Origin of the sequence: Rhizobium sullae, from assembly GCF_025200715.1 — a bacterium.
Taxonomy (GTDB): Bacteria; Pseudomonadota; Alphaproteobacteria; order Rhizobiales; family Rhizobiaceae; genus Rhizobium; species Rhizobium sullae.
Map to the genome: position 1 here is coordinate 967,550 of NZ_CP104144.1, position 11,408 is coordinate 978,957.

An 11,408-nucleotide genomic window follows, 5' to 3' on the forward strand; every position below is an offset into this window, starting at 1 on the left:
GCCTTTTCGGTTTCGATACCTCGGGACTGGCTGGAACCTCCTTCAAGCCATACCCGCCTCATCCGCCCTCAAGAATGAACACGCTTTCATTTTTGTCAACACTACGGACGACGAGGACTGGAATATTCGACGAGCGGAGACGCCGATATGATCAAAATCGCGCATTTCTCTGAAAATTGCTGCCAAATACTTGACGCCATACCGTTCGCAAGTCCACGATTGAATGAACACGTTTTCAATTCCGGCCTGAACATTTCAATGAGCGAACGAAACGACAGAAAAGTGACCCGAGCGACCGCCGATCTTGTGGCGCGTGAAGCCAATGTTTCGCGGATTGCCGTTTCGCGCGCGTTCAACCCCAATGCATCTTTGAAGCCTGAAAAGCGCGATCGCATTCTGAAGATTGCCCGGGAGTTGAACTATACGCCGGATATGGCGGCGCGTTCCCTGGTGACAAGACGTTCGCATCTTGTCGGCATGATCGTGCCTGACGTCTGCAGCCCGTGGGAAAGCCAGGAAATCGACGCGCTGACGACTGCCTTGCAAGCGGAGGGTTTTGCGACATTGCTGTTCAAGGTCAAGGCCGACTTCAGCATGGACCAGACCCTGCTCACCTATATGCGCGGATTCAATCCGGATTCGGTGATTGCCTTCACTGAGAATGTGGAACCGGCCGTCCTTAGTGGATTTCTCGATCGCGCCGTGCCGGTCTACATCATTTATGACGATGCGGAAGAGTTTGCCGCGAAGCGATCTACCAGTCTCTACGACCGGCTGGTCGTGCGGCAGAAGGAGGGCATCGAGCAGGCCGTTGCATTGCTGCAAGGTTATGGCGCCCGCCGCGTTGCCTATCTTGGCGGCAAGCGGCAGTCGCTCGCCAATACCGAGCGCGAGCGCATTATCACGCAGGTTCTGGCCGAGCGCGGAATGGCGCCGCCGGTCGTCGTACCTGGCGATTACACATACGACACCGCCTACCGTGCGACGCTCGACCTCTTTCGTGTCGGTGATGGAGCCGACGCAATTTTCGCCTCCAACGACGTCGCTGCGTTCGGTGCAATCGATGCGTTGCGCCACGAACTTTCCCTGTCGGTGCCGGGCGACGTCAAGGTCGTCGGCTTTGACGACATCCCGCAGTCGCATTGGAAAAGCTACAACCTCACCACCGTCCGGATCGATCTTGCAGATCGGGTCCGGGCGCTCGTCCGGCTGATCCTCAGGCGGCTAAAGACACCCGGCGCCGACCCCCTGGTCGAGACGCTGAGCACACGCCTTGTCGTGCGCGGCACGGTGGGCTGAATGGAATGCGAATGACAGAAAAGCGCGTGCATCTGGTCTTCAAGACCCATCTCGACATCGGCTTCACCGACCACGCCGAAAAGGTCCGCCGCCAGTATCATGAGCGCTTCATTCCGCAAGCGATCGAAACCGGCGCGCATTTCTACGCAGAAAATCCCGATGCCCCGAAATTCATCTGGACCACCGGCGCGTGGCTGATCTGGGACCATCTGAATTCGTGCGCGCCGGAAGAGGTGGCAAAACTGGAGCAGGCGATCGAGCGCGGCCTGATCCGCTGGCACGGCCTTCCGTTCACGACCCATACGGAGCTCATGTCGCCGGATCTTTTCCGGGCCGGGCTTTCTTATTCGCAGGAATTGGATCGCCGCTTCGGCAAGAAGACGATTGCTGCCAAGATGACGGATGTGCCAGGGCATACGCTCGGCATGGTGCCGCTGCTGGCCGAGGCCGGGCTCCGTTTCCTGCATCTCGGCGTCAACACCGCCTCGCCGCCGCCGGAGGTGCCCGATATCTTTCGCTGGCGCGCACCCGGCGGCGAAGAAATCGTCGTCATGTATCAGCGCTCCTACGGCGAAACATACTTCCCGGATGAGTTTGCGGATGGTCTCGGCTTTGCGCACACAAGTGACAATATAGGCCCGCAAAGCGTGCCGCAGACAGCCGACGTCTATCGGCAAATGCACCAGCGTGACCCGGACGCCACCATCCGTGCCGCGACACTTGACGATTACGGCGCGCTTCTTTGGGAAGCGCGCGAACGCTTCCCCATCATAGAATTCGAACTCGGCGACAGTTGGATCCACGGCAGTGGCAGCGATCCGCAGAAAACCGCGCAGTTTCTCGCCTTGCAGAGGATCTACGACCGCTTCGCAGCAGAGGGCCTGAATTCCAGCCGCCTCGCATTCGGCCGAAAGCTGACGATGGTTGCAGAACATACCTGTGGCGTCGACATCAAATCCTATCTCCGCGACCATCAGGCCTGGTCCCGCAAGGATTTCGAAACGGCCCGAAAGAGCGATTACCGCTTTGCCTACACCGAGGCGTCCTGGGAAGAACAGCGCGCCTATCTCGATGACGCCGTCCGGCAGTTGGATGGCGCGGATGCAAAGGCCGCGCAGGCCGTCCTTGCCGAGCTTTCTACACCTGCATTGATCTCGGGGATCTCGGGCAGGGAGCAGACGACCCGCCTGACCGTCGACGGCTGGACCATCGATCTCGATCCTGTAACGGGCGATATTTCCGCTCTTGTGGCGCCTGCCGGCAGGAAGATTGCCGGCCGGGGCGGATCGCTGATCGCCTATCGCTACGAGAGCTATGATGCCGGCGATGTCGCCCGGCATATGGATACATACCTCACGCACCGTCAGGAATGGGCGATCCTCGATCACGACAAGCCGGGCCTTGCCCGCTCCGGTGCAGCCTTATCGAGGGCCCATATGCCGACATTGGAGAGGGCCTTTCCGGCAGGCGTGCTGCTTGCGATGCCTGAAGAAGCGGTCAGCCGATCCGGTGCGCCGGCCCGTGTCACGCTGCAATTTTTATCGCGTGGCGATGCGCTCGAGCTTCGGCTGACAATGTATTCAAAAGCGGCAAACCGCATGCCGGAGGCAAGCTTTCTTTCCTTCACGCCGGAGGCGGAGGCCGAATGGAGCCTGCGCAAGATGGGGCTCTGGCACAAGTCGGGGAACATTGCTCGAAGCGGCGGCGCTCAACTCCAGGCCGTCACCGGCGTTCGCGCCAATATGGATGGGGCCTTGCTGTCGATCGAGCCGCTCGATACGCCGCTTGTCGCGCCGCAAAGTTGGGATTTCATGACTTTCTGCAAGGAACGTCCTGATTTCGCAGACGGTGTGCGTTTCAACCTGCACAACAACAAATGGGGGACGAATTTCCCCATGTGGTGGGAGGGCGATTTTTCGGCGCGCTACCGGATCACGGTCACATAGGTGCCCCAGGGCATATATTAGGTCACGGAAATACAGTAGCCGCCGGATACCAATGTCGTAAGAAATTACATTGGCAGCAGCCGAAGGATCGCTGTTATGTGCGGCAAAGCTTTCTGAATGCGTTAGTCGCGGCCGTTGCTCTTGCGCTGACGTCCCCGTCAGAAGGAACGGGGAGGGTGCCGATGACCCGCCTGATCTGCAGATCGCCGATCAGCAGGCTTATAAACCACTCGGCCGCCAGGCTTGCCGAGGGCGCAGCCATCGCGCCGGTCTCTAGGCCGCGCTCGATTAATTTCTCGATCAGCGGAAAGACGGAATCGCGGCCCGCGGCGGCTATCGTCGCACCAAGTTCGCCGCCATCGTCGGCAGCGGCAGCTCTGTTCAGGGAAATCGCTTTCTCCCCAAGAAGCATCGAAAGCAAGATCGGAGCGACCGCCTCAAGGGCCGTCAAAGGATCGGCTCTATCCATAACCGCCGCATCAAGCGCCGCCTTCGTTGCCTTGGCATTGCTTTCGACCATTGTCTTGAACAAGGCATTCTTGTCTGCGTACCAGCGATAGAGCGTTTCGTTTGATGCTTTCGCCTCCTTAGCAATGGCGAGCATGGAAGTGCCGCCATAGCCTCTCTCTCGCAGAAGCTTATAGGCCGCCTTCTCAATTGCGGCGCGACGCTTGGCTTTAATCTCTTCCTGCATTCCAACCTCCGAAATCCCTTGACTGGAACCGTACACATCTATACGCATGGGTAAAGGTGTACAGATATGTACGGATAGGAGGAGGGCAAATGCCCAGGGTGGTTACCGGATTTGCGGTCATGTCGATCGTCTTCTGCGGGGCGATCTTCGGATTCTTTTATGCTTGGGTTTGCTCCACAATGTGGGGCCTCGATCAAGCCGACCCACGCGTGGCGATTGCGGCCATGCAAGCGATGAACGCGTCGGTTCGCAACATGGTTTTCTTTCCGGCGTTTTTTCTGACGCCAGCTATTCTGGGGCTGACCGCCATCCTGACGAATCTCAAGGGTCATAAGGTGTCTGCGTGCTGGTTTGCATCGGCGACGGGCGTCTATCTGATATTCGGCCTCTTTCTCACGCTCACAGTGAACGTACCCATGAACAAAGCGTTGTCTGAGATCGCCCTGCCCGATGACGTCGAGACTGCGCGCAAGATATGGCGTGATTACTCACAAAGATGGCAGTTCTGGAATCAGGCGAGAACTGCCGCCTCAGGTATCGCGCTGGCTTTTGCGGGTTTAGGTCTCGCGAAGTTGTAAGGAAGCGGACTGGACGACCGCATGGATCGGACCTTCTTATCCGTTGTGCCATTCCGGATACTAATATATTACTCCTTGTAAATCTCATGGGGACGGCAATCAATTGCTGTTTCCTGCAGTGTTTTGACGGAGCGATTTGATGGGCGAAACGCGTAAAAAGCGCTCCTTAGCAGGTGTTACGCACTTCTCCCATCAACGCGCCACGGCACCCCGGGCCGCGACCCTCGTCTACAATGCTTTGCGCAACGACATCCTTTCGCTGCGTCGCAAGCCGATGGATCTGCTCAGCGAGAAAGCGCTCGAGGCACAGTTCGGCGTCAGCCGGACGCCGATCCGCGAGGCGATCCTGCGTCTATCCGACGATGGCCTCGTCGATATCTTTCCGCAATCCGGCACGTTTGTTTCACGCATTCCGCGCCATGCGCTCTATGAGGCGATCCTCGTGCGCAAAGCTCTCGAGACGACCACTGTCGGCCTTGCCGTCGAGAAGATGACGCCCGCCGGCATCCGTCTGCTCGATCGCAATGTCGATGATCTTGGCGCCTGCCTTCGCGATGGCGACGTGACAGCATTCCACCTGTTTGACAAGGACTTCCACAAGCTGATCAGCGATATCGCCGGTTTCCCCGGCATCTGGGCAATCATCGAGCAGGTCAAGGTGCACAGCGACCGTTACCGCCTCCTGACGCTGCCACGGGAAGGCCGCCTTGCGCGCGTCATCGAAGAGCATTCGGCGGTCATCGGCTGCATGCGCAACGGCGACAAGAAGGGTGCCGTAGAGGCTATGGAACTCCATCTCGGCAGGCTTCTATATGAGGTCGAAAGGGCCGAAATCTGGGATCAGAATTACTTTATCGAGGATGCGAAAAACCCCTTGGTATCCGCTGAAAAGAAAGGACATTTTCAATGAAAGTCGACGTAAGACACGCTTCGCACCCCGAGGCCGTTCGCGGCTACGACACCGACACGCTCCGCCACCACTTCCTTGTCGAGAGCGTCTTTGAAGGCGGCGAAATCAGGCTTACCTATTCGCATTACGACCGCATGGTGATCGGCGGCGCAATGCCGCTCGGCTCGGCGCTGGAATTGACGGCGCCAAAGGCAATCGGCCAGGACACCTTTCTTGCGGAACGCGAACTCGCCGCGTTGAATATCGGCGGAGCCGGTCGCATGGTGGTCGGCGGCAAGGCCTATGATCTTGCTAAATACGATTGCCTCTATGTCGGCAAGGGTACGATCGATATCTTCTTCGAGAGCGACGACGTCAATAATCCGGCGAAGTTCTACTTCGTTTCGACGCCGGCACATCAATCGCATCCAACGGTGCTTCTGACGCGCGAACAGGCGCGGCATCTGACGTTAGGCGAGGCAACGACTGCCAACAAGCGATCGATCTACCAGTTCATCCATCCCGAGGTCTGCCAGTCCTGCCAGCTCACCATGGGCCTCACCATTCTGGAACCGGGCAGCATCTGGAATACCATGCCGAGCCACATCCATGACCGGCGCATGGAAGCCTACCTCTACTTCGACCTCGATGCCGACCAGCGCGTCTTCCACTTCATGGGCGAGCCGCAGGAAACCCGGCACATGCTGCTCGCAAACGAGCAGGCGATCATCTCGCCGCCCTGGTCGATCCATTCAGGGGCAGGCACCAAGAACTACAGCTTCATCTGGGCAATGGCCGGAGACAACAAGAGCTTCACCGACATGGACCACATCGCGATCGCGGATCTGAGGTAAGTCCAATGGCAAACCCTTTCGATCTTTCCGGCCGCGTTGCCATCGTCACCGGCGCCAATACCGGGATCGGCCAAGGCATTGCCGTGGCGCTCGCGGAAGCGGGCGCCTCGATTGCTGCCGTCGGCCGTTCGTCCATGGATGAAACCGGGTCGATGGTCACGAAGGCCGGCGCGCGCTTTCAGGTCATCAATGCCGATCTCGGCACGATCGAGCCGGTAAAGCGCATCGTCTCTGAAACGCTCTCGACCTTCGGTGCCCTCGACATCCTCGTCAACAATGCCGGCATCATTCGTCGTGCGGATGCGATCGACTTCACCGAGGAGGACTGGGACGCTGTCATCGACGTCAACCTGAAGACCGCCTTCTTCCTGTCTCAGGCGGCTGGTCGCCACATGATCGAGAAGGGCAGGGGCAAGATCATCAACGTCGCCTCGCTGCTCTCCTTCCAGGGCGGCATCCGTATCCCGTCCTATACGGCCTCAAAAAGCGGCCTTGCGGGCATCACAAGGCTGCTTGCCTGCGAATGGGCGGGCAAAGGCGTCAACGTCAACGCGATCGCGCCTGGCTACTTCGTCACCAACAACACGACGGCGCTGCGGGAAGATCCGGATCGCAATGCCGCCATCCTGGCGCGTATTCCTGCGGCGCGCTGGGGAGCACCTGCCGAGCTTGGGGGTGCTGCCGTGTTTCTGGCGTCGTCGGCATCCGACTACGTCCACGGCACGATCCTGCCCGTCGATGGCGGGTGGCTGGCGCGCTGAACGATTCGCACCCTCCAGATGCAGGCCCTTGGTCAAGCGAAGCTTCGGCGATTCCTCAGCCGAGGCCCTGCGCCCGCTTCCGATAGACCCCGGGGTCCGGGATCGGCACGGCGGCGATGAGCGCTTGCGTGTAGTCGTCCTTTGGACTCTCGAAAATCTCCCGCCGCGTTCCCGTTTCGACGATCCGGCCGCCACGCATGACGGCAACGTGGTGCGACATACGCTCGATGACCGCCATGTCGTGCGAGATGAAGAGATAGGCAAGACCGATCGTCTCCTGCAGTTCGAGCATCAGATCGAGTACGCGGGTCCGCACCGATACATCGAGTGCGGCAACGCTCTCGTCGGCGACGATTAGCCTTGGCCCGACAGCGAGCGCACGGGCGATGCAGATACGCTGGCGCTGACCGCCGGAAAATTCGTGCGGGTAGCGCGTAGCGGCATCCGGCGTCAGGCCGACGCGCCGCAGCAGATCGGCGACACGATCCCGCCGCTCACTCTTGCTGCCGATGCCGTGGATAACCATCGGCTCGGCGATCGCTGCACCCACCGCCATGCGGCTGTCGAGCGATGCATAGGGGTCCTGGAAGATCATCTGCGCCGACCGCCGCACCGGCCGCATCGATCGCTGGTCGAGACCCGCGATGTTTTGGCCGTCAATCAGTACGTTGCCGGTGAAAGGAATAAGGCCGAGGACTGCCTTGCCGGTCGTCGACTTGCCGGAACCGCTTTCGCCGACAAGGCCAAGCGTTTTTCCCGGCAGAATATCGAAGGATATGTCGTTGACGACCTGAACAGGCGCCTTGCCCTTGAAAATACGGCCGACGGGGCTGCCGTAACTCACGTTCAGCCCGCGCACATTCATAACCGGCGAGCGGTCGCTGCGCTCCGGTTCGATCGTGATTGGGGTCACCCGCGGCGGGCCGTCGGTTCCGGCGAGCGCGCCGAGGCGCGGCACGGCGGCGAGCAATTGTCTCGTATAGGCTTCCTTCGGCCGACTGAAAATCGCAGGCGACGGACCCTCCTCGACGATGCGGCCGTTCTGCATAATGGCAACGCGATCCGCCATTTGCGCGACCACGCCCATGTCGTGTGTGATCAGGATGATCGAGGTGCCGAATTCTGCCTTGAGTTCCCGCATCAGCTTCAGAATCTGCGCCTGGACTGTTACGTCCAACGCAGTGGTAGGCTCATCAGCGATCAGCACCTTGGGCTGGCAGGAAAGCGCCATGGCGATCATCACGCGCTGACGCATGCCGCCGGAAAGTTCGTGTGGAAACTGCTTGATGCGTCTTGCCGGTTCGGTGATCTGCACGGCGTCGAGCATCCTCAGCACCACGGCTTCGGCATTTTCGCCACCCTGATGCTCCCGGATCGCCTCTGTCAGCTGCGCGCCAATCGACATGACTGGATTCAGTGACGTCATCGGCTCCTGAAACACCATGGCGATATCGCCGCCGCGCACACTGCGCATCGTGCGGTTGGAGAGCGCCAGAAGATCACGCTTGCCAAGCAGGATGCTACCGGAGGTGACGCGCAGCGAGGTCTTCGGCAAAAGCCCCATGACGGCAAGTGACGCCACCGATTTTCCGGAGCCGGATTCCCCTGCGATGCAAAGCGTCTCACCGCTTGTAAGATCAAAGCCGACGTCCCTAAGCACCGGCTTCAGGCCTTCGGGCGTCAGGGCATCGACGCTGAGGTTTCGAACGGAAAGAATAGGCGCCCCAATCAAAGACAAGATCACGCGAATACGATCCTCGGGAAGTAGAAGGAAACCACCCAGTTCGGCTGATCGACGATTTCGCTGATGCGAAGATCCCCGCAGACCGAGCAGAGCAGGTAGGCATCGATGGCGTTCATCCCATGTTCGGCGCTGAGCAGGTCGATCATGCGCATGACGCTTTCGCGTGCGCCCGTCATCAGGTCAGGACCGATGCCGGTCGTGACTTCATAGCCTGCCCCATCGAGATGCCGGGTAACCGGCTCGGTTGTCGTAAAGCGCGGCGTCTGGAGCCTCGCGTCCTTGACGAGTTCGATCGTCGCCTCGACGTTCATCTGGCTTTCGATCGCCGTGCCGCAGACTTCGCCGTCGCCCTGCGCGGCATGGGTGTCGCCGATCGAAAAGAGTGCGCCTTCGACCTCGACCGGAAGGTAGAGCGTCACGCCGGCCGTCAGATCGCGAATATCCATGTTGCCGCCGACTCGGCGAGGCGGCACCACCGAATGCGTGCCGGCCTCGGCCGGAGCAAGGCCGATCGTGCCGGCGAACGGCTTCAGCGGTACACGGCCGCCGGGGCCATAAAGTGCCGGCACCATGCTGTTGGCGTCATAGGACCAAACATGCAACGCCGGGTCCTTGAACTGATCGGCAAGCAGACCAAAACCCGGAATATTGGCGGTCCAGCCGACGCCCGACGGGACGAATTTGCGGAGCGTCACCTTCAGCGCATCGCCGGGCTTGGCGCTTTCGACGTAAACCGGACCGGAAACCGGGTTGATCTTGCCGAAATCGAGATTATTCAGGGTCTCGAGCGTCGCATCGTGGCCAAGCTGGCCCCCGGAGGAATCCAGGCATTCGAAGTGGATCGTCTCGCCGGGCTTGGCGATCACGGCCGGTGCGAAGTTCTTGTTCCAGCCGAAATTGTGCTGGGCGCGGTGAATGGTGTGAGTGCAGGCGATGCACATGGGGTGTCTCCCTCGCTTTATGGTCGCCTTCCCGTGGGCCGGGAAGGCGTTCGATCCGTTCAGGGTCTACTGATTGACGTAGATCGCGTCGTAGTTGATGACGCGCGTCGGATCGATGTAGATGTTGTCGCCGCCGCCCATGCGCAGCGACTTTGCAACGACGCGGCGCTCGTTGATCACCGGGACCCACGGCGCATCAGCCATGATGTCGGTGAAGATCTTGCCCCAGGCAGCGGTGCGCTCTGCGACCTTTGCCGGGTCGGACATGGAGTCGGCCGCAACCGCCCGCTTGTCGAGGTCGGCGTTGCAATACCAGGACCAGTTCCAGCCGCCCGGAACCGCGCCGGCGCAGCCGAGGATCGGGCCGTAGAAGTTCGACGGATCCGGGAAGTCGGCGATCCAGGCCATGCCGCCCGACCAGATCATCGGCGCTTCGCCTTCCGTGCCGCCGGCCGAAATGACGTTGGCCTGGGCAAGCGCGCGGATTTCGGCCTTAATGCCGACGGCTGCCAGATCCTGTTGCAGCGCCTGCGCGATGCGTGGCTGCGGGTCTGTGTTGGTCGAGTAGAGCGTGGTTTCAAAGCCGTCCGGGAAGCCTGCTTCGGACAGCAGCGCCTTTGCCTTCTCAACATCGTAGGAGTAACCGGCAAACGACTTGTCATAGCCGGGCATCAGCGGCGGCAGCGGCTGGGTGGCGGGTGTGGCGCGGCCGTTGAGGATGCGCGTGATACGCTCCTTGTTGATCGCCAAGTTGACGGCCTGGCGAACCTTGACGTTGTCGAGGGGTTTCACTTTGGTGTTCAGCGTCACATAGCCGGTATGCAGCTGTTCGCCGTCGACGATCATCTGCGGGCCCTCGGCCGAATTCTTGATTTCAAGGAACTTTGCCGGCGGAATGCCGTCGCCGGCGATATCGACCTCGCCCTTCTGAAGGCGAAGCAGAGCCACCAGCGGCTCCTGGCCGACTTCGACGGTGAAGCTGTCGATATGCGGCGTGTCCTTGACGTAATAATCCTTGTTGCGCTCGAAGATGAGCTTCTGACCGATCGTCCAATCCTTCAGGACGAAGGTGCCGGAGCCGACCGGCTTCTTGCCGAAATCACCGGCTGCTGCCTCGACCGCCTCCTTCGGCACGACCGAGGCGAAGTTGATTGCGAGAACATGCAGGAATGTGGCGTCGGGGCGGGAGAGATTGAAGACGACCGTGCCGTCGTCGGGTGCCTCGATGCCGGAAAGTGTGGCCGCCTTGCCGCCCGTCACATCTTCAAAGCCCTTGATGGCGCCAAAGAAGCCGGCGCCGGGCCCCTGCGTCTTCGGATCGACGGCCCGTTCGATGGAATATTTGACGTCGGAGGCGACGACTTCGCGGCCGTTCGAGAATTTCACGCCCTTGCGGAGCTTGAAGGTATAGGTGAGGCCATCCGGCGAAACGGCATTGCTTTCGGCGAGCGAGGGCACCAGGTTCGGCGTGCCGGGCTCATAATCCATCAGCCGGGAATAAAGGCTCTTGATCATCGACCAGTTGACCCAGTCGTAGCCGATCGCCGGGTCAAGCGTGGTGATGTCGTTCTTATAGGTGACGATGATATCGCCGCCCTGCTTGGGCGTTTCCTGCGCCATGACCGAGAGCGGAGCGAGCGCCATCATCGTTGCCGCGGTTGTGTGTTGAAGCCAGTGTTTGAACATCGTGGTTCCCCTTCTT

Annotated in this window: 10 protein-coding genes; 6 read left to right on the forward strand and 4 right to left on the reverse strand. The window is 60.2% G+C overall.

What is annotated here, in order from left to right:
- Positions 1–258 precede the first annotated feature (258 nt).
- Together N2599_RS25335 and N2599_RS25340 are read left to right on the forward strand one after the other, a co-directional pair.
- A complete protein-coding gene (locus N2599_RS25335; RefSeq protein ID WP_027511631.1) occupies positions 259–1,299 on the forward strand; it encodes a LacI family DNA-binding transcriptional regulator in 1,041 nt (346 codons plus the stop codon).
- Between the two features lie 11 nt (positions 1,300–1,310).
- Positions 1,311–3,245: a DUF5054 domain-containing protein gene (locus N2599_RS25340; RefSeq protein WP_027511630.1), complete on the forward strand. Its 1,935-nt coding sequence runs from the start codon at positions 1,311–1,313 to the stop codon at positions 3,243–3,245.
- A gap of 94 nt (positions 3,246–3,339) precedes the next feature.
- Here the strand turns inward: N2599_RS25340 and N2599_RS25345 are convergent, their stop codons facing one another.
- Positions 3,340–3,939 carry a TetR/AcrR family transcriptional regulator gene (locus N2599_RS25345; protein WP_027511629.1) on the reverse strand — a complete coding sequence of 200 codons (600 nt, stop codon included), beginning with the start codon at positions 3,937–3,939 and terminating at the stop codon, positions 3,340–3,342.
- Positions 3,940–4,028: 89 nt separating this feature from the next.
- On the opposite strand from N2599_RS25345, the gene N2599_RS25350 reads away from it, so the two are divergent.
- The 4 genes from N2599_RS25350 (at position 4,029) to kduD (ending at position 7,021) form a co-directional block, all read left to right on the forward strand.
- Positions 4,029–4,517, forward strand: coding sequence for an anthrone oxygenase family protein (locus N2599_RS25350; RefSeq protein WP_027511628.1), 489 nt, complete (start codon positions 4,029–4,031; stop codon positions 4,515–4,517).
- Between the two features lie 139 nt (positions 4,518–4,656).
- Complete coding sequence (locus N2599_RS25355) at positions 4,657–5,427, forward strand: GntR family transcriptional regulator (protein ID WP_027511627.1); 771 nt, start codon at positions 4,657–4,659, stop codon at positions 5,425–5,427.
- On the forward strand, positions 5,424–6,260 hold the full coding sequence (gene kduI / locus N2599_RS25360; RefSeq protein ID WP_027511626.1) for a 5-dehydro-4-deoxy-D-glucuronate isomerase: 837 nt from the start codon (positions 5,424–5,426) through the stop codon (positions 6,258–6,260). The genes N2599_RS25355 and kduI overlap by 4 nt, the downstream gene beginning before the upstream one ends.
- Positions 6,261–6,265: 5 nt before the next feature.
- Positions 6,266–7,021 (forward strand): 2-dehydro-3-deoxy-D-gluconate 5-dehydrogenase KduD, encoded by a 756-nt coding sequence (kduD, locus tag N2599_RS25365; protein WP_027511625.1) that lies wholly within the window; start codon positions 6,266–6,268, stop codon positions 7,019–7,021.
- Positions 7,022–7,076: 55 nt separating this feature from the next.
- Here the strand turns inward: kduD and N2599_RS25370 are convergent, their stop codons facing one another.
- From N2599_RS25370 to N2599_RS25380, 3 genes are all read right to left on the reverse strand, one after another.
- Positions 7,077–8,765: an ABC transporter ATP-binding protein gene (locus N2599_RS25370; protein ID WP_027511624.1), complete on the reverse strand. Its 1,689-nt coding sequence runs from the start codon at positions 8,763–8,765 to the stop codon at positions 7,077–7,079.
- Positions 8,762–9,706, reverse strand: coding sequence for an acetamidase/formamidase family protein (locus N2599_RS25375; protein WP_027511623.1), 945 nt, complete (start codon positions 9,704–9,706; stop codon positions 8,762–8,764). Before N2599_RS25375 ends, N2599_RS25370 begins: the two co-directional genes overlap by 4 nt.
- A gap of 66 nt (positions 9,707–9,772) precedes the next feature.
- Positions 9,773–11,392 carry an ABC transporter substrate-binding protein gene (locus N2599_RS25380; protein ID WP_027511622.1) on the reverse strand — a complete coding sequence of 540 codons (1,620 nt, stop codon included), beginning with the start codon at positions 11,390–11,392 and terminating at the stop codon, positions 9,773–9,775.
- Between the last annotated feature and the right edge of the window lie 16 nt (positions 11,393–11,408).

Coding starts and splice junctions, on each gene's coding strand:
- N2599_RS25340 (WP_027511630.1), top strand. CDS start 1,311: ATGACAGAAAAGCGCGTGCATCTGGTCTTCAAGACCCATCTCGACATC.
- N2599_RS25345 (WP_027511629.1), bottom strand. CDS start 3,939: ATGCAGGAAGAGATTAAAGCCAAGCGTCGCGCCGCAATTGAGAAGGCG.
- N2599_RS25375 (WP_027511623.1), bottom strand. CDS start 9,706: ATGTGCATCGCCTGCACTCACACCATTCACCGCGCCCAGCACAATTTC.
- N2599_RS25380 (WP_027511622.1), bottom strand. CDS start 11,392: ATGTTCAAACACTGGCTTCAACACACAACCGCGGCAACGATGATGGCG.
- N2599_RS25335 (WP_027511631.1), top strand. CDS start 259: ATGAGCGAACGAAACGACAGAAAAGTGACCCGAGCGACCGCCGATCTT.
- kduD (WP_027511625.1), top strand. CDS start 6,266: ATGGCAAACCCTTTCGATCTTTCCGGCCGCGTTGCCATCGTCACCGGC.
- N2599_RS25350 (WP_027511628.1), top strand. CDS start 4,029: ATGCCCAGGGTGGTTACCGGATTTGCGGTCATGTCGATCGTCTTCTGC.
- N2599_RS25355 (WP_027511627.1), top strand. CDS start 4,657: ATGGGCGAAACGCGTAAAAAGCGCTCCTTAGCAGGTGTTACGCACTTC.
- kduI (WP_027511626.1), top strand. CDS start 5,424: ATGAAAGTCGACGTAAGACACGCTTCGCACCCCGAGGCCGTTCGCGGC.